Consider the following 17,716-nt stretch of genomic DNA (forward strand, 5'->3'; position numbering starts at 1 on the left):
CGGGGGAGGCATTTCACCCAGATTGACATCCGCTTTCGGAGGCCACACCCGCACGAGATGCCCCCCCACCACAAAAAGACTTGTTCGCCACCAAAAAATCCGTGACATCTACCCTATCGAACAGGAGGCTTTCATGGACCACGCGAGCAAGACAAACGCGCTCAATCTTGACAATTTCTGGATGCCGTTTACGGCAAACCGCCAGTTCAAGGCGACGCCGCGTCTGCTCGCGCAGGCGGATGGCATGTATTACACCGATGTCGACGGCAACAAGGTTCTCGACGGCACGGCGGGGCTGTGGTGCTGCAATGCCGGCCATGGTCGCAAGAAGATCGCACAGGCCGTCGAACGCCAGCTCACCACCATGGATTTTGCCCCGACCTTCCAGATGGGTCATCCCATCGCGTTCGATTTCGCCACGAAACTGGCGGAGCATGCGCCGGGCGGTGCCGCCGCCAAGCTGGATCGGGTGTTCTTTACCGGTTCCGGTTCCGAATCCGTCGATACCGCGCTTAAGATCGCCATCGCCTATCAGCGGTCGATCGGGCAGGGGACACGAACTCGCTTCATCGGTCGCGAGAAGGGCTATCACGGCGTCGGCTTCGGCGGCATTTCGGTCGGCGGTCTCGTCAACAATCGCCGCGTCTTTCCGCAGATCCCGGCAGACCATATGCGTCACACGCTCGATATCGAGCGCAACGCCTTCTCGAAGGGATTGCCGGCGCATGGCATTGAGCTTGCCGACGATCTCGAACGTCTCGTCGGACTGCACGGGGCGGAAACCATCGCAGCCGTGATCGTGGAGCCGATGTCAGGCTCCGCCGGCGTCATCCTGCCGCCCAAGGGCTATCTCGAAAAGCTGCGCGCAACGGCCACGAAACACGGCATTCTTCTGATTTTCGACGAAGTCATCACCGGCTTTGGCCGTCTCGGCATGCCGTTTGGCACGGATTACTTCGGTGTCGTGCCGGATCTCGTCACCACCGCCAAGGGCATTACCAACGGGACGATCCCGATGGGCGCGGTGTTTGCCAGCCGCACGATCTATGACGGACTGATGGCAGGGCCTGAGAACGCGATCGAGCTGTTCCACGGCTATACCTATTCCGGCCACCCGGTCGCTTGCGCCGCCGGTCTAGCGACCATGGAAATCTACGAGGAAGAGGGCTTGTTGACCCGCGCTGCTGGTCTTGCTGGCGAATGGGAAGAGGCGCTGCACTCGCTGAAAGGCCTGCCGCACGTCATCGACATCAGAAACCTTGGCCTCGTCGGCGCCGTCGAGCTGGCATCGCGCGAAGGCGCTGTGGGAGCACGTGCCTATGATGTCTTCGTCGATTGCTTCCAGAAGGGGCTGCTGGTCCGAGTCACGGGCGACACGATCGCGCTGTCGCCGCCGCTGATCATCGAAAAGGAGCAGATCGGCACCATCGTCTCGATGCTCGGTGATGCGCTCAAGCGCGCGGCATGACGGCGACCTTAAAAAGAAAGTGCAGCCGGTAGGTGGTACCGGCTGCACATGAGTTCGTCTGTCTAGCGTCGATAAGCGCGAGACCGTTTCCGGATCAGGGCCTTGCTGCTGGCGCAATGTCGGTTTGCGACGGCTGCAGCGTATCGCTTTTACCGGATACTGGGGCCTGACCGGTCAGCCGCTCTTCTGCAGGGGCGGTTGGTGCGGCGAGTGCCGGTTCCGTGGAGCCGGTCGTCCCGTTGGCCGGAGGATTCACTGCTGCAACCGGTGCCCGATCCGTCTTGTCGGTGGTCGCGGCCTGCTGTGCGGTTGCCGCGGTCTGGTCGGTGCCGATCGGCTGCGGAATGACCGTGCCGTCGGCATTGGCGACCCGCCAGACCGTGTTGCCGGAATCGTCGGCAACCAGAAGCGCCCCCGTTCCATCGATCCCGACACCGACAGGTCTGCCGCGCGCCTGATCGTTCTCGATAAAGCCTGTCACGACGTCCTGTGCCTTGCCGACAGGCTTGCCGTTTTCGAAGGGCACATAGACGACCTTGTAGCCGTTGAAGTGATCCCGGTTCCAGCTGCCATGTTCGCCGATGAAGGCACCGCTTGCGAAGGCGGACGGCATGGCGGAATTGGCCGAAAACGTCAGGCCGAGTGCTGCGACATGGCTGGACAGCGCGTAGTCCGGCGCGATCGCCCGTTCGACCATGTCCGGCCGTGGCGGGTGAACGCGGACGTCGACATGGTTGCCGTAGTAGCTCCACGGCCAGCCGTAGAAGCCATCTTCCTTCACCGACGTCATGTAGTCCGGCACCAGGTTAGGACCGAGTTCATCACGCTCGTTGACGACGGTGTAGAGAACGCCCGTATCCGGGTTGAAGGCAAGACCATTCGGGTTGCGTAGGCCGGATGCAAAGACGCGTGCCGCCCCCGTCTGACGATCGACCTGCCAGATCGCGGCGCGGCCCTTTTCAGCCTCGAGCCCGTTCTCCACGATATTGGAGTTCGAGCCGACCGAGACGTAGAGCATCTTGCCATCGGGGCTGAGCGCCAGATCCTTAGTCCAATGGTGGTTGATTGGCCCGCCAGGAAGCGGGGTCAGCACCTTTGGCGGCGCGGTAATCTCGTTCTGGCCGAGTTCATAAGGGTAGGCGATCACGGCGCTGGCCGAGGCCACGTAGAGCGTATTGTCCACCCAAGCCAGGCCAAACGGGGAATCGAGCTTGGTCAGAAGGTCGTGCCGTTCATCGACCGTGCCATCGCGATTGGTATCGCGCAGCAGAGTGATGATATTGGTTTCCTTCTCAGCGCCAATATCGCCGTGGGCGATCGACATGATCCAGCCGCGGATGAAATCCTTCGGCCTCGAGGTCGGCTCGCCTGCCGGTGCCTTGGATTGCACGACAAGCACATCGCCGTTCGGAAGCGTGTGGACGGTGCGCGGGCTCGAAAGATCCTTGGCGTAAACGGTAACCTTCAGGCCTTCAGGAACCTTCGGCGTTTCGCCATCCTTCCAGCCGATCACTTCCGCGACTTTCAGGTCGGGGATGAGCGGGTGCGATGGTTCCGGCAGGACAGGATCGGGGCCAATCTGCGAGTTGACGTCGAAGTCATTGCTTTGGGAAAAGGCCGGCAAGGCGGTGCCGAGCGACAGCGAAAGCGCGGAGGCAAAGAGAATGCGGGACGGCTTCATGGATCAGATCCTCCAGGCCAGGCGGGAATACTTGCGGGCGGAAATCGCGGCGGCGAAAACCGAGAGAACGAATGTGACGACAGAAATCGCCAGTCCGTAAGGCACAACGGCCGTCCAGCCGTCGCCGGCGTGAACAAGGCTGTTGAGGAAGGCCAGCGCCAGAATGACGATATAGATGACGATGGTGAGAAATGCCGGGCGCAGCGGCCGCGTTCTTGGACGAAGCATATCCAGCAGGCCAGCGACGATTGCAACGCCGCCGAAGACAAGGCCGGCAAACAGAAGCCAGGAGGAAAAGTTCTGCCACATCAGGTGACCATCGCTTAGCCAGAAGGCCAGGTCGGTCCCGAGTGTCAGGGTGAAGCAGACGAAAGGAAAGGGAACGAAGAGGGACTGCAGCGGATAGGCCGCAGAGTCTCTGCTATCGGAAGAAAAAACAGTCATGAAAACGCTCCGGGAGGCAAAGAGCCAGGGAATGGACGCCAACCCGTGACGACGCCCTTTGTTCCCTTGGCGCTATCGAGTGGTTAGGTTGGATCATGAACCGCACAGATGGTGAGGCACGACATGGCACTGGCAGTCGGATTTTTCACGCGGTCCGCGGTGGATGTGGCGCGCGACCTGATCGGCGCTGAATTCGAGCTTTCGGGCGTCGGCGGCGTCATCGTCGAGACCGAGGCCTACCAGCCGGATGATCCGGCATCCCACAGCTTTCGCGGGCCGACGCCCCGCAACCTTGCCATGTTCGGGCCGGCCGGTCATGCCTATGTTTACCGTTCCTACGGCATACACTGGTGCGTGAATTTCGTTTGCACGCCGGGCAGCGCGGTGCTGATCCGGGCCTTGCAGCCCGTGAACGGCATTGCCGAGATGGAACACCGGCGGGGCAGGGCGGAGCCCCTGCTGTTATGCTCCGGCCCCGGACGCGTCTGCCAGGCGCTGGGAATCGGTATCGAGCATGACGGCCTGTCGCTCATGGAAGCGCCTTTCCGGCTTGCACCGCCGGTAACGCCGCCCTTGGTGGTCGCGGGACGGCGGATCGGCATCTCGCGTGGTATCGACCAGCCCTGGCGGTTCGGCCTTCAGGGATCGCTGCATGTCAGCCGACGCTTTACCGGCAAGGGAGGGTTGCCGGGGGACCCGACAGCCGCACGGGATTGACCTGCGGTGCCTATTTCCGACCGAGCCGGGTCAGCAGTCCACCGGTTGCCAGCCCCACGAGAATTGCACTCGCGACGAGAAGCAGTCCGTAGGACATGATGTTGTCCGACAGCCAGTTCGTTGCGATCAACCGTGCATTCGAGAGTGAAAAGTTTGCAGTCGGCGTGAAGTGGAACCAGTTGACCGGAACAATCACCGGATCTGCTTCGGAAACATCGTGCACGGACACGCGTCCGTCGAGCTGGTTCCACGCTTCGCGTGCCGAAAAGGCCTCCATCCCGGCGGAAAGCTCATCGCCCGTCGCGCCGATCACCGCCGTCCAGGTGCCGGTCTGGGTCGGATCGTTTTCCTGTGCGATGATCATTCCGGCGGTTTTCGGGGGCACATAGATCGCGTCACCGGCCGGCGCAAACCGCAGCATCGGTGCGGAGAGGTCAAAGTTCCGCTTGGCCCAATCCGCCACGGAAGAAAGCTGTCGGCCGAAGAAGTTGTTGCCGTTGCGATCCTGCCAGTCCTGGAGCGTCAATGACGCCCGGTCGGCCGGGACGTGATCGCTGTTCTCACCCCAGCTACCGCGGCTTTTCTGCTCGATGCCGAGATCCGTCAGGATATTGGCTGGAAATTCGGAGATCGCGCCGACAAACAGCGCATTGCGCCCGGCTATACGCGCCGTTGAAATCGTCACCGAGACCGGTATTGCCCGATGTGACGCGGTCGCGATCTTGCCAAGGAAAGTCGCCGCAGATCCGAGGGTCTTTTCATCGATCCGGCCGAGGAACAAAGGAACGGACTCGGTGCCGGTCGAGTAAGGAAAGCCGGTGCCCGACGTAGCGCCGAGATTGGGGACGCGGGCAATGCGGGCGAAATCCGGCATCTCGAACTGTGAAGTACCGAAGAGAGCAAACCGCGTGCTTTCATTCGCAGTGGCGCCCGGCGCGCAGGCCTTGTCCGACGCGGTCAGCAGCGCAGCTTCGAGCGTGATCGTGTTGACCCCAGGCTTGAAGTGACGCAGCGTCAGCTTGATCGGCAGGTGGCGCAGAATGGCGCCTCCGTCCGAGGTGATCGGAACGGTTGAGGCAATATTCCCATTGACGAAGACGTCGATGTGACTGCCAGGCAGAACCTCCGACACATAGGCGGCATCCAGCAGGATGCGCGCTTCGCCATAGGCGTTCGCGTAGAAATCCGCCGGGACGCCGATTGTGAACTCGGTACGGTAAAGCCGCCCGGAAAACTCCTCGCTGCTGACCCCAAGAGAATTGAAATCAATCGATTTCTCGGCAAACAGGAATGGCGTATCGATGCCGCGCCAGCTCGAGGTCGCCAGTGTATCGCGGCGCTGGATGCTGCCGCCATCGGTGGAGGCAACGAAACTGTCGATAAGGCCCTGAAGCGCCGGCCAGCTGGGTCCCGACAGGACCAGAGCGGAGGATCCGTGCCCGGGGTAATCGGTAAAGCTTGCAACGGCTGCACTGGAAGCGGCTGCCGCCAGGTTCGGAAGGATCGGTCGAAGCTCGTCCGGTGTCCCCACGAAGACCGCAAGTTCGCCGGGCCTCAGATCGGGCGTGATGGTTTTCTGGAAGGAAAACGACTGGTTCGGCATGCCGCCCACCAGCGATAGTCCCTGCGCAAGCCGCATCAGAACATCCGTCGCGCCCAGCTGGTCGAGCGCCGGCACAATCAAGCGGAACCGCGTCTTTCCGCTGCCGTCGACGCCGACTGCCCTGACATCGTCCAGTCGGTTGAACCGGTCGCTACGCTCGTCGTCGAACGCCAGGAACGTCCGCTTCGGGTCGATGTCGGTCCAGAGTTCGAACGTGGATTCGACCGTGCAGTCGGTGCGGTGACGCTGATTGGCCGCGAACCGTACCATATTGCCGCCCGCCTTCAGAACGCCCGGCGGTATGTCGAGCACCCTTTCGAACGGCTGGTCGGGCGATGCAATCTTGTCGCCATAGATCTCGACGTCGTTGATCGTCACGGAAAGGCGCGAGGCCTCCGGCGCGACGACGATCGAGTTCTGGTACGTGAGGTGCAGCTTTGCACCCGTCGCCGCCTGCTCCTCGGTCAGGTAGACGGACCAGGAACGCTGCTGGACCTCGCCGTTCAGGCGCAGCGACGGGGCAGGGATGAGGTAGCGCCGCGCCGTTTCGGTCGAAGCCTTGGCTGCCGCCTGAGGAGCAGGGGCCGTTACCGGAGAGGGAGAAGCGGTGGCCGCCGGTGCCGGTGCCGCGGGCGTTTTCGGAGCGGCTGGAATGGGCCGTTGAACCTGTGGCACAGGTGCTGGAGCCGGGGTCTGCGGTGAAGGCGGCGCGGTCGGGGTTACACCTTGGCGGGACCGCTCCGGACCCATGTCGAATGGCGATGATGCGGTGGCCGGCGATTGACCGGGTTGCTGCGCAAGCGACGAGACCGACAGGGCGCCGGTCGATGCCAGCATGGCCGCGACGAAGAGAAGGCGGGGGAAGCGTGTATTGATGATCATGTCGCTCAACCTTCCTTCGTCGTCTGGCTCTTGCCCAGATCCTTCAACAGGTAGCCGAGGCCGCGGGTCGTCTGATAGGCGGCAAGACCCAGGAACCAGATCGTCCCGCGCAAGAGACCCGGGTTGTAACGTCGCGAGGTCTGGAATTGTGTCCACTGGCTCGAATTGGCGAATATGAGATCGGCGATCAAACGGTGATCGGTGGATTTCTGGGGCATGTAGCGGCACCCCGCCGTTGTCACGTCGCCGACCGTATCGAAATTGCGGATTTCGATCGGCAAGTCGCTGATCGGCAGGTCGCTGAACGGCTGGAACCGGAGCACACCCATGGCACCGTTCGCGATGTCCCTGGCGCCTTCCGTATAGATCTGCAGTGCTGCACCATTGACCGAAACATCCTCGATCGTCGCCGTGAACCAGCGGTCGCCGATTCCGAATTCGCAACGCCGGCTGACGCGGATACGGCGGGACGACTGCTTCTCTCCACGTTCGGAAACGACGCCGAGCGCGCAGCCCGCAATGATGATGTTGAGAAGATTCCAGCCGCCCACGACCAGCGTCACGTCCGCCTTGAACGGCTCGGTATAGACCCGGTAGATGCTGATGAAGAAGGCAATGACGAGAACGCAGAAGATCACGAAGAACGGACGGCTGATCTCCGAAAGTCGGCTGACGGACACGGACTCGTCCTTCGCCGTCACTTTGAAGGTCGGCTTGCGCGGATTGAGCATGACCGAAACGACAGCCGGCAGCAGGTGCACGGTCTGGACGTATTCGTAGAGCTCCGAAATCCACGGCCAGCGGAACGACCCATAGAGGTAGTTCTGCATCAGCATGTTCACGATCATGTAGGTCAGCGAGTAGACCAGGAACTCGCCGCCGGACGAGGTGAAGATCTGCAGATCGAAGAACAGATAAAACAGCGGCGCAAACAGGAAGATCGTCCGCGGGAAGGGAAACAGCCAGAATAGCGTCGAGGACATGTAGCAGAGGCGCTGCGGGAAGGAGAGCCCGCGCTTGAGCGGCGGGAAGCGGAACCGAAGGATCTGCATCATCCCTTGCGCCCAGCGCGAGCGCTGGCCGATAAAGCTGGCGAAAGTCGCCGGCTGCAGGCCGGCGATCAGTGGGCGGTCGACATAGATGCTGTGCCAGCCGAGACCGTGCAGATCGAGCGCGGTTTCACAGTCTTCCGTGATGCTGACGCCGCTGAAACCGTTGGAGACTTCGAGCGCCTTGCGATTGAGAACGGCCGCGGAGCCGCAGAAAAAGGCGGCATTCCACTTGTCGAGACCGCGCTGGATGATGCCGTAGAACATCTCGTTCTCGCTCGGCATCTTCTCGAAGGTCCGCAGGTTGCGCTCGACCGGGTCCGGATTGAGAAAGAAGTGCGGCGTCTGCACGAGGAAGAGTTTCGGCTCCTTCTCGAAATAGTGGACGGTTTCCAAGAGGAAGTCGCGCGTCGGGGCGTGGTCAGCATCGAACACGGCAATCAGATCACCGCTCGAATGGGCAAGCCCGTTGTTGAGATTGCCGGCCTTGGCGTGTTCGTTGCGCTCGCGGGTCAGGTATTTGACGCCGAGGTCTTCGCAAAGCTGGTTGAGGGCCTTGTAGCGCGCATCCGCAGCCCGTGCATCCGCCACGTTGTCGGCGCGGCGCTTCTGCAGCGTGCTGCCGTCATCGAGCAGCCAAACGGTCAACTTGTCGGCCGGGTAATCCATGTTGCGGCAGGCTGCAAGCGTGTTGGCAAGCAACGTCTCGTCCTCGTTGTAGGACGGCACGAAGACGTCGACGCTCGGAAGCGGTCCTTCGGTGCGGCCGTGCGGCTTTCGCGCCGGCAGCGGCATGGCAACGACGAAGAGGCTGAGCGCCAGCATCATCACGCTGTACATCTCGGCCAAGTAGACGAGCATGCCGGGAATGAAGTTCTCCAGCTGGTTCACCGGCGGCAGCGTGCTCGTCGTGCGCCAGTAGACGTAGCGCATCACCATCGCGGTGCCGAAGGCGAGAGCCACGAGACGCCATTTGCCGTCGGCGTTGAGCATCTTGATGATGATCATCACCGTGACGATCAGGACGCTCGCGATCAACTGGGTGCGCGTGTTGATCGGCAGGGTGACCAGGGTCACGATCATGATCGTGGCGAGAACCCACACGATGGCAGAAATAAAAGTACGCATCGCCGGATTACCTTTGCGGTTCGATCGACCGGATTACGGTTGGCAGGATCACGACGGGATTGCCGGCCTGACGCTCAGCGACATACGACATTGGCACCCTCCGCCTGTGTCGAGCAGGAAGGCGAAGGAACAGTGACGCGCGGAGCGGCTGCGGGTGTCAGTGACCTCGGGGACGCAGCAGCGTCCGAGGGTGCTGACGGACTGAGGCCTGCGGGAGAAAGGGCGGAAACGCTGGGGATCCTTGGCCCCACCGGCTGCATGACAGGCTCCATCATGCTGCTGGCAACCGGTGCTACGGCTGGCCGGACCGGCGCCGCAGGGGCTGCGCGGCGGATCATCGGCGCAGCTTGTCGTTGCGGCAGGACCGGAACGATAGCTTCCGTCGAGGCAGGACGCGGGTAGGTGGGAGCGCCGGTTCGTCCGATTTCCGGCGAAAGCGGGCTCGCATCGCCATAGGGATTCCAGCCGAGCGAGTCGACGGAGGCGTTGATAGTGAAATTGTACATGAAGGCGAGAAGCGCCTGCTCCGTCGCGCCGGCCTCGCAGATCCGCACGCGGATCTGGATCGAGCCGTAATTATCGACCGGCGACATCTTCTGCGCCTGCGAGCGGATCTGCTGCCATCCGTAGAGGCAAAGATCGCTGCCCCTGCCGCGCCCGAACGCATAGCCGAACGGGCCATAGCTGTTCTGGACGTAAAATTGCGACCGCACCATCCGTACACCGGGAAACCCGGATGCCATTTCGCGGGCCGTGCCGCTTTGCGAGACCATTTTCGACGTCAGCCGGTTCGAGCTATAGCTGAACGCGCTCTTCGTGCCGAAGAACTGCGCCTTGATGAAGTTCTGGCCGGGCGTGAGTGCGGATGTGAAGAGCGGAATTTCCTGCTCGATGGCGTTGTCGTAGCGCCGCTCGATGACGCCGACGATACCGGGGCCGGATGGCGGGGGCATGACCATGGCTTCTTCCGCCTGCACGGTCTTCACCAGGGCGCCCGGCTGGATCGGAGCTCCGCCGCAACTTGCCAGGACGAGAGGCAGCAATCCTGCGATGGCAATTGCGAAGCTTCGGCGGTCGCTGCGTACGAACCGGCGAACTTCGGCAAATGATCTTTTCGTCATGGGCACTCGCATATAATGGCGCATCTACTGGACAGTCATCGTCCGATCGCTTCCGTCTCGATTTCCGCTTCCACAAAAGTCTACGCAACGAAGCGAATCGCGAGTCTTGCTTACAATTTGCTAAACAAATCTAAATTGTTCGTTAACCATATCAGCTCATTCTTACACATCATGGCGTTCATGCCATTGATACGCCTCGTTGCGGGGCAACAGGTCGGGGTTAGGATCGGGATCGGAAGTCCATGAAGGTTATGATGATCTCATTGACGGTGGTAGGTATCGCCGCTGTTGGATTCTGGAGCCTCGATAGACAATCCTCCAATGTCGACATGACGCAGCTGACCGGCGCCATCAGTCCCGACGCGCCCGCATGGGCAGACGGTATGCAGCCGCGTCCCAAGACCGAGCGGCTTACGGCTCAACTGCTCTCCTCCGACGAACCTTCCGCGCAGTCTCCGGGTGCAGCAGCGCTTGTGATCACGCAAACGCTGCCGAACGGATCCGCCACCGAACCGGCCGATACGCCTTCCCCGGCGCGTTCGGGCATGCCCTTGATCGCACAGTCCCCGGCCGCATCGTCGCCACCACCCTTGCAGCGTCCCGAAAACTTGACGGCGCAGCGCGGCAACACGCCGCCTCCGGTCGTCGTGGATGAAAGCGCCTTGCGATATTTTGCTGCCCGTGGCGACACGGCACGGCTTCAGGCCGAGATCTCGCGCCTGCGCGCGCTCTATCCGACCTGGTCGCCGCCCGCTGATCCGCTGGCTGTGCGCGCAAGCGGTGATCCGCAGCTCGAAAACATGTGGCAACTCTATGCACAGTCGCGCTTTGCCGACGTGCGTAAGGCAATCGCCGACCGTCAGACTGCCGAGAGCGGCTGGCAGGCACCGGACGATCTCCTCGACCGGCTAAAGCTTGCCGAAGCACGTGTCAGCCTGACCGGCGCCTCCGACAGCAAGGATTACGACGTCGTCATCCGCATGGCGGCCGAAAACCCGAGCCTTCTCACCTGCAGCGAAATCGACGTCTTGTGGCGGGTGGCGGAAGCCTTTGCCGAGACCGAGCGACAGGGTCGCGCCCGGGATGCCTATCTCTACGTTCTGGACAATTGCGAGGACACCGCCGCGCGTGTCGCCACGGTGCAGAAGGCGAGTGAACTTCTTCCCTCCACCATGCTGGAAGATCTCCTCGCCAAGGAAAAAACTCCCGCCGGTGGTCAGCCGGAATTCGAGGGTCTGAGAAACGATCTCGCGCGCCGCTTTATCAGCGAAGCCGGCGACGATGCGAAACTGGTCGTCGGCCAGCAGTATGTCACGCGTCTCGAACAACTCGCGGAACGCGAGGGGCTCGCCTCGGACGCGCTGCTGCTGGGCTGGTATGCCTATCGCAGAGACAATCTCGGCGGTGCCGAGCGCTGGTTCCGGCGCGCCTATGGCAAGGAAGAGACGGCCTCCGCTGCTGAGGGGCTGGCGCTCACCCTGGTCCGCCAGAAGTCGCCGCTCGAAGCGGAAAACGTTCTCTATCGTTTCCGGGAAAGTTCCGAAGGCACCAAGGCGGCCTATCTTTCCGCCGTCGCCAATCTTCTTGCACTCGATCCTCCGCCCATGCTGCAGGAAGAGGTTCTGGCCCGCATGGCGCCTGTCGTGATCGCCGCCCGCGATGCCGACGCGGCACAACAGTTCGGCTGGTATGCAAGAGCAATGCGGCAGCTTCGCACAGCCGCCGAGTGGTTCGGGGCAGCACTCGCCTGGAAGCCGGATGACGAGCCCTCCGCCTATGGTCTGGCGCTGACCCGCAACGACCTGGGCGACCGGGCCGGTGTCGCTTCTCTCCAGCGTGCCTGGGGCGGTCGTTCAGAGCGCATTGCAAATCTCGGCAGACCATCTGTAGCGGGCGTCGATGATCGGACAGGTTACCGTCGCCAACCGCCGCTGCCGAGCGTCAGGCCCGAGGATCGCACTGCGGAAGCCTATTCGCAGCAGGACGGACAACCCTACCAGCAACCAGCGCAACGCAGCGTTCAGCAACCCAACCCGCAGCGTGCCGCTGCAACCCGGCAGCCTGTTGCCGTGCAGCCGTCGGTCCGCCAGGCAACCAGATCCGCTCAGGCAAGCTCCGGGCCGCCGTCTCGCGGTTGTGCTCTGACGGAACTCCGACAGACCAATCCGGACCAGGCGCTATCGCGCGGCTGGTGCCTGATGGATCTGAACAGGCCGCTCGAAGCCGTCAAGGCTTTCGAGGTCGCGCAAAACAGTGCTTCCGACGTGGTCCGCTCTGATGCGTCCTATGGTCGAAGCCTTGCCTATCTGCGGGCAGGCCTGACGGATCAGGCATCTGTTGCCGCCGCCGCCGCCAAGCAGACCAACTCCCGCGCCGTGGAGCTTCAGAGCGCCATTCTTGCCAATCGCGCCCAAAGCTCCTTCAACCTCGGTCGCTACCGGGAGGCGCTCATCGCGCTCGATCAGCGCGCCCAGATCACGCCGGAACAGACCGATCTGATGATCCTTCGCGGCTACGCCTACCTCAATGTCGGTCGCAAGCCCGATGCGCGAAGAATTTTTCAGGCTCTTGCATCGACCGGAAGCAAGGACGGCCAACGAGCGCTGGCCGAACTGATCTGGCCGCCGGATAATTGAAACACCGCCGCAAGGTGAACTTCCAGATTAGATCCATTTGATTTTACTGCAAGTTTTAAAGCTTTTGGTTGAGCTGTTCTGCGCCTCTGTTTGTTGTCACCTTTGCGGACAGTCCGAGCGATGGCCGGTTTCTGACTTTGCTTGAAAGAGCATTTCACACCGCCCGTGTTAACCTTCGGGCAAGGAATTAACCATACATATTAGATAGACGGCGAATGGGATGTCCCGAGGGCTCCCAACAGGCATGAAGCCGCCAAGCCGTACCGGTCTGAATCCGGTATTTCTCATCGACAGATTACGAAATGCTTCGCGGTATAAGCGTCGCCACCGCAGACAGGTCATGGCCTGTCCCGGCACGCTCCCGCCCGTTTCGGATTTGCCTCGCTGGGCGGCAATACACCAACTCGTCGGGTTGGTCTGACTTTCATGCGGGGACGGTTTTGGTGCAGGACACGCCGACAGAACAGGGGCGACGGAGCCAGGCGGGCAGCCTGAGCGAACGCTTGGCCTTTGCTGGCCTCGACGGGGACCTGCGCGACTTGCTGCGCCGGTGCCGGCCGCAGCTCGAACCGCATCTCAAAGCCGGATTGCGCGACTATTTTCACCGGCTGCAGTCCGTTCCCGAGGCTGCCGGTATCTTCGAAAGCGAACAGCAGATCGAACGCCTGCATGACCTCCAGGCGTCTCACTGGAGCGTGCTCAGCGACGCGCGCTTCGATGCACTGTACGCCGAACGGGTCAAACTCCTCTCCGATACCGAAAGCCGCATGGGTCTTGATCCGCGCTGGCACCTCGCCGGTCATTCGGTGATGCTAGAGCATCTGATCACCGGTGCGGTCGCCGGCATGTCATCCCGCTCCATTCTTCCGGCAAGTCGCAAGCGCGAACAGGAACTCAACGATCTCGTCAGCGCAATCGTGCGTCTCGTCATGGTCGACGCGGAGATCGCGGTGTCGTTGCGCTTTAACGAATTGCGCCTCAAGCACCAGCGTGCCCTGACCGAGCAGCGCCAGGCCGATCAGGCGCAGGCCGTTGAGACGTTCCTCTCCGTGGTTTCAGCGCTGGCCGATCGCGATCTGACCGCCAAGGTTCCGGACGACATGCCGGACGCCTATCGCGAACTCGGCGACATCCTCAACAGCGCCATCGGCGACCTCCGCACGACATTCGAGACCGTCGGAGAGACCGGAATCCAGGCGGACATGCTGACCGACGCTCTTTCCGAGAGCGCACGCACGTTCGCCAGAACTTCCGAGAATCAGTCCGCCCGCTTGCAAAAGTCCGGCGAAACGCTTTCGTCGATCGCTGCCGGTGTCCGCCAGAGTGCCGCCGGCACGGCTGCCGCCGAAAAGGCAACGGCCGCCACACGCCGGTCAGCGGAAGACAGCGGCAAGGTCGTAGGTCAGGCGATCAGCGCGATGGCGGATATCGAAGCGTCAGCCGAAAAGATCGGCCAGATCATCGGCACGATCGACGAGATCGCATTCCAGACCAATCTCCTCGCCCTCAATGCCGGCATCGAAGCCGCCCGCGCCGGCGACAGTGGCCGCGGCTTTGCGGTCGTCGCGCAGGAGGTGAGGGCGCTCGCCCAGCGTTCCGCCGAAGCCGCCCGCGAGATCAAGACGCTCGTCAACGGCACCAAGACGCAGGTCGATGCGGGTGTCGAAATGGTTCACCGCACGCAGGGCGCCATCGATGGCATCGTCCAGCAGGTGTCGGCCATCAACGACACGATTGCGGGCATAGCTCGCGATACCGGGGTCCAGGCGGAAGGCCTCGACGTCGTTACGGCACATGTCAGTGATCTCAGCCAGGAAGTCGCATCCAATGCCGTTCTGGCACGTCGCTCGGGCGAAGGCGCGGACGAATTGCAGACGGTGATCCTGGAGCTTGGACGCACGGTTCGCGAATTCCGGATTGCGCGACAGGGCCGTTACGATGACGACCGCTCAAGACCGGCTGCACGCCGGCCGGAAGTTGCCACCGACATCTCCCCGCGCGCCGCGGCGGAACGCATCGGTTCCTCAGAGACATTTTACTCCAAACGACAAGGAATAAGCTGATGGCGGCCAAGAAAGCCGGTCCGGGAAGTTTGAAACTGTCTTCCGTGCTGGACCTCAACGAGGCGTCCGCGCTGCATGCCAAACTGCTGTCCATGCGTGGTAGCGACATCGTCATCGATGCGTCCGGTGTCGAGCGTCTCGGCGTCCAGTGCGTCCAGGTCCTCGTCGCCGGCGCAAACGCCTGGGATGACGACAAGAAGTCCTTTGCCGTCCAAAAGCCTTCCGATGCCTTCGTCAAGACGATGCAGCTCATCGGCCTCGATACACAGAATTTGGTTGCTAAGGAGATTTAGCGATGAAGAAAAAAGTCCTGACCGTGGACGATTCACGGACGATCCGGAACATGCTTCTGGTCACTCTCAACAACGCCGGTTTCGAAACCATCCAGGCTGAAGACGGCATCGAAGGTCTCGAAGTCCTCGAAGGCTGCAACCCCGATGTGATCGTCACCGACATCAACATGCCGCGCCTCGACGGCTTCGGTTTCATCGAAGGCGTTCGCCGCAACGACAAGTATCGCGCCATCCCGATCCTGGTCCTGACCACGGAAAGCGACGCGGAGAAGAAGAACCGCGCCCGCCAGGCCGGTGCCACGGGTTGGATCGTCAAGCCGTTCGATCCCGCTAAACTGATCGATGCCATCGAGCGTGTAACCGCCTGAGCCAGGAAATCCTCCCATGGATATGAACGAAATCAAAGAGATCTTCTTTCAGGAATGCGAAGAACAGCTCGCTGAACTGGAATCTGGTCTGCTGAAGCTGAACGACGGGGACCGCGACCCCGAAACGGTCAACGCCGTCTTCCGCGCCGTTCATTCCATCAAGGGTGGAGCAGGCGCCTTCGGCCTCGATGACCTCGTGGGCTTTGCCCACGTCTTCGAGACGACGCTCGACTGCGTCCGGTCCAACAAGCTCGAGCCGAACCAGGACGTTCTGAAGGTGATGCTGAAATCGGCCGACGTGCTCGCCGATCTCGTCACCGCGTCCCGTGACGGCGGTGGTGTGGACGAGGCGCGATCACGCGGCCTCGTCAAGGAACTGGAAGCCCTTGCCCATGGCGAAATGCCTTCGGCCCATGCCGAAGTCGCAAAGCCTGCAAAGGCCGAGGCACCGAAGCCGAGCGATGACAGCGGTTTCCAGCCGATCCCTTTCACCTTCGATGGTTTCGACGACGACGTCCCGGCAGCAAAAGGGTCGGTCTACGAGATCGGCTTCAAGCCGCGCCACGATCTCTATGCCAAGGGCAACGAAGCAGCCCTCCTGCTGCGCGACCTGTCCAAGCTCGGCGAGATGAGCGTCGGCTGCGACATGGAGCAGCTGCCGACCCTCGACAAGCTGGATCCGGAAGCCTCCTATTTCAGCTGGAAAATCTCCCTGACGACCGAAAAGACCGAAGCCGATATTCGCTCGGTGTTCGAATTCGCCGAATGGGACTGTGATCTCGACGTCAAGCTGGCCGCCGCAAAGCCAAGCGACGAAGAACTGCCGATGGTTCCGGTACCATTCGATCTCTCGTCGCTCGACGATGAGCTCGGCTCCGACACGAAGGCTGCCGACGAGGCAGCCGCCGTCGTGGCGACTGAAGCTGCCGCCAACGTCAGCAAGATGGCTGCCGCCAACGTCAGCAAGATGGCTGCCGCCGCGGCACGCGTCGAAAAGAAGGAAGCCGCAGCACCCGCGCCGGCTCCGGCCCAGGCCGCTGCCACAGCGGCCGCCGGCCAGACGATCCGCGTCGATCTCGATCGCGTCGATCGCCTGATCAACCTGGTCGGCGAGCTTGTCATCAACCAGGCGATGCTCTCGCAGAGCGTCATCGAAAACGATGCCAGCGGCACCTCCGCCGTCAATATGGGTCTCGAAGAGCTGCAGCAGCTGACGCGCGAGATCCAGGACTCGGTCATGGCGATCCGCGCGCAGCCGGTCAAGCCGGTCTTCCAGCGCATGTCGCGTATCGTCCGCGAAGTCGCAGACATGGTCGGCAAGCAGATCCGTCTGGTCACCGAAGGCGAGAACACCGAAGTCGACAAGACGGTTATCGACAAGATCGCCGAGCCATTGACCCACATGATCCGAAACGCTGTCGACCACGGCATCGAAAGCCCTGAAAAGCGCGAAGCCGCCGGCAAGGATCCGGAAGGCACGATCAAGCTTTCGGCCAAGCATCGTTCGGGCCGCATCCTGATCGAACTGATCGACGACGGTGGCGGCATCAACCGTGAGCGCGTCAAGCAGAAGGCAATCGACAACGACCTGATTTCGCCGGATGCCAATCTGTCGGACGAGGAAATCGACAACCTCATCTTCGCGCCGGGCTTCTCGACGGCAGACACGATCTCCGACATTTCCGGCCGCGGCGTCGGCATGGATGTGGTCAAGCGTTCGATCCAGGCACTTGGCGGCCGTATCTCGATCTCCTCGCGCCCGGGTCTGGGCTCGACCTTCACCATGAGCCTGCCGCTCACGCTCGCCGTCCTCGACGGGATGGTGGTAACGGTTGCCGGCCAGACGCTTGTCGTGCCGTTGACGGCGATCGTGGAGACATTGCAGCCGGAAGCGTCTGCCATCCACTCGTTTGGCGCAACGCAGCGGCTCATCTCGATCCGCAACTCGTTCTGCCCGCTGGTCGATGTCGGCCGCATCCTCAACTTCCGCGCCACACAGGCAAATCCGGTCGAGGGCGTGGCACTGCTGGTCGAATCCGAAGGCGGCGGTCAGCGCGCGCTGATGGTCGATGCCATCCAGGGTCAGCGTCAGGTCGTCATCAAGTCGCTGGAAGCCAACTACACCCATGTTCCGGGCATTGCCGCCGCCACCATCCTTGGTGATGGCCGCGTCGCTCTCATCCTGGATGTGGACGCGGTGGTTGCGGCATCCCGCGGTCAGTCGCTCAGTCCGGAGATGTCGCTCGCTGCGACAGGTTGAACA

The 17,716-nt window shown here is 62.0% G+C and carries 12 protein-coding genes; 7 read left to right on the top strand and 5 right to left on the bottom strand.

Features of this window, described 5'->3' with window-relative positions; all coding sequences use genetic code 11:
* Positions 1–133 precede the first annotated feature (133 nt).
* Positions 134–1,468, top strand: a complete 1,335-nt coding sequence (locus tag ACQY1K_RS02350) for an aspartate aminotransferase family protein (RefSeq protein ID WP_174195610.1) — start codon at positions 134–136, stop codon at positions 1,466–1,468.
* Between the two features lie 94 nt (positions 1,469–1,562).
* On the opposite strand, the gene ACQY1K_RS02355 is transcribed toward ACQY1K_RS02350, so the two are convergent.
* Together ACQY1K_RS02355 and ACQY1K_RS02360 are read right to left on the bottom strand one after the other, a co-directional pair.
* Complete coding sequence (locus ACQY1K_RS02355) at positions 1,563–3,149, bottom strand: PQQ-dependent sugar dehydrogenase (RefSeq protein WP_430258214.1); 1,587 nt, start codon at positions 3,147–3,149, stop codon at positions 1,563–1,565.
* Between the two features lie 3 nt (positions 3,150–3,152).
* Complete coding sequence (locus tag ACQY1K_RS02360; RefSeq protein ID WP_113109478.1) at positions 3,153–3,593, bottom strand: DUF2231 domain-containing protein; 441 nt, start codon at positions 3,591–3,593, stop codon at positions 3,153–3,155.
* A 123-nt stretch (positions 3,594–3,716) separates the two neighbouring features.
* Here ACQY1K_RS02360 and ACQY1K_RS02365 point away from each other — a divergent pair, with 123 nt between their 5' ends.
* Positions 3,717–4,310, top strand: coding sequence for a DNA-3-methyladenine glycosylase (locus tag ACQY1K_RS02365; protein ID WP_430258215.1), 594 nt, complete (start codon positions 3,717–3,719; stop codon positions 4,308–4,310).
* Positions 4,311–4,320: 10 nt separating this feature from the next.
* Here ACQY1K_RS02365 and ACQY1K_RS02370 read toward each other — a convergent pair whose 3' ends face one another.
* The 3 genes from ACQY1K_RS02370 to bcsN form a co-directional block, all read right to left on the bottom strand.
* Positions 4,321–6,795 (bottom strand): cellulose biosynthesis cyclic di-GMP-binding regulatory protein BcsB, encoded by a 2,475-nt coding sequence (locus ACQY1K_RS02370; protein ID WP_430258216.1) that lies wholly within the window; start codon positions 6,793–6,795, stop codon positions 4,321–4,323.
* Between the two features lie 5 nt (positions 6,796–6,800).
* Entirely contained in the window at positions 6,801–8,972 is a 2,172-nt protein-coding gene (gene bcsA, locus ACQY1K_RS02375; protein WP_062453845.1) for a UDP-forming cellulose synthase catalytic subunit, read from the bottom strand.
* Positions 8,973–9,046: 74 nt separating this feature from the next.
* On the bottom strand, positions 9,047–10,093 hold the full coding sequence (bcsN, locus tag ACQY1K_RS02380) for a cellulose biosynthesis protein BcsN (protein ID WP_162238117.1): 1,047 nt from the start codon (positions 10,091–10,093) through the stop codon (positions 9,047–9,049).
* A gap of 242 nt (positions 10,094–10,335) precedes the next feature.
* Between bcsN and ACQY1K_RS02385 the strand changes: the two genes are divergently transcribed.
* From ACQY1K_RS02385 to ACQY1K_RS02405, 5 genes are all read left to right on the top strand, one after another.
* Entirely contained in the window at positions 10,336–12,729 is a 2,394-nt protein-coding gene (locus ACQY1K_RS02385; RefSeq protein ID WP_430258217.1) for a cellulose synthase, read from the top strand.
* A gap of 440 nt (positions 12,730–13,169) precedes the next feature.
* A complete protein-coding gene (locus ACQY1K_RS02390) occupies positions 13,170–14,792 on the top strand; it encodes a methyl-accepting chemotaxis protein (protein ID WP_430258218.1) in 1,623 nt (540 codons plus the stop codon).
* Positions 14,792–15,085: an STAS domain-containing protein gene (locus ACQY1K_RS02395; protein WP_062453840.1), complete on the top strand. Its 294-nt coding sequence runs from the start codon at positions 14,792–14,794 to the stop codon at positions 15,083–15,085. Before ACQY1K_RS02390 ends, ACQY1K_RS02395 begins: the two co-directional genes overlap by 1 nt.
* 2 nt (positions 15,086–15,087) lie before the next feature.
* Positions 15,088–15,453 carry a chemotaxis response regulator CheY1 gene (gene cheY1 / locus ACQY1K_RS02400; protein WP_062453839.1) on the top strand — a complete coding sequence of 122 codons (366 nt, stop codon included), beginning with the start codon at positions 15,088–15,090 and terminating at the stop codon, positions 15,451–15,453.
* Positions 15,454–15,469: 16 nt separating this feature from the next.
* A complete protein-coding gene (locus ACQY1K_RS02405) occupies positions 15,470–17,713 on the top strand; it encodes a chemotaxis protein CheA (protein WP_430258219.1) in 2,244 nt (747 codons plus the stop codon).
* Positions 17,714–17,716: the final 3 nt, after the last annotated feature.

Source organism: Neorhizobium sp. IRS_2294 (assembly GCF_050500145.1).
GTDB lineage: Bacteria > Pseudomonadota > Alphaproteobacteria > Rhizobiales > Rhizobiaceae > Neorhizobium > Neorhizobium soli.

Bases quoted from the DNA above. Each gene is read 5' to 3' on its own strand.
- ACQY1K_RS02350 (WP_174195610.1), top strand. From the start codon at position 134: ATGGACCACGCGAGCAAGACAAACGCGCTCAATCTTGACAATTTCTGG.
- ACQY1K_RS02355 (WP_430258214.1), bottom strand. From the start codon at position 3,149: ATGAAGCCGTCCCGCATTCTCTTTGCCTCCGCGCTTTCGCTGTCGCTC.
- ACQY1K_RS02360 (WP_113109478.1), bottom strand. From the start codon at position 3,593: ATGACTGTTTTTTCTTCCGATAGCAGAGACTCTGCGGCCTATCCGCTG.
- ACQY1K_RS02365 (WP_430258215.1), top strand. From the start codon at position 3,717: ATGGCACTGGCAGTCGGATTTTTCACGCGGTCCGCGGTGGATGTGGCG.
- ACQY1K_RS02370 (WP_430258216.1), bottom strand. From the start codon at position 6,795: ATGATCATCAATACACGCTTCCCCCGCCTTCTCTTCGTCGCGGCCATG.
- bcsA (WP_062453845.1), bottom strand. From the start codon at position 8,972: ATGCGTACTTTTATTTCTGCCATCGTGTGGGTTCTCGCCACGATCATG.
- bcsN (WP_162238117.1), bottom strand. From the start codon at position 10,093: ATGACGAAAAGATCATTTGCCGAAGTTCGCCGGTTCGTACGCAGCGAC.
- ACQY1K_RS02385 (WP_430258217.1), top strand. From the start codon at position 10,336: ATGAAGGTTATGATGATCTCATTGACGGTGGTAGGTATCGCCGCTGTT.
- ACQY1K_RS02395 (WP_062453840.1), top strand. From the start codon at position 14,792: ATGGCGGCCAAGAAAGCCGGTCCGGGAAGTTTGAAACTGTCTTCCGTG.
- cheY1 (WP_062453839.1), top strand. From the start codon at position 15,088: ATGAAGAAAAAAGTCCTGACCGTGGACGATTCACGGACGATCCGGAAC.
- ACQY1K_RS02405 (WP_430258219.1), top strand. From the start codon at position 15,470: ATGGATATGAACGAAATCAAAGAGATCTTCTTTCAGGAATGCGAAGAA.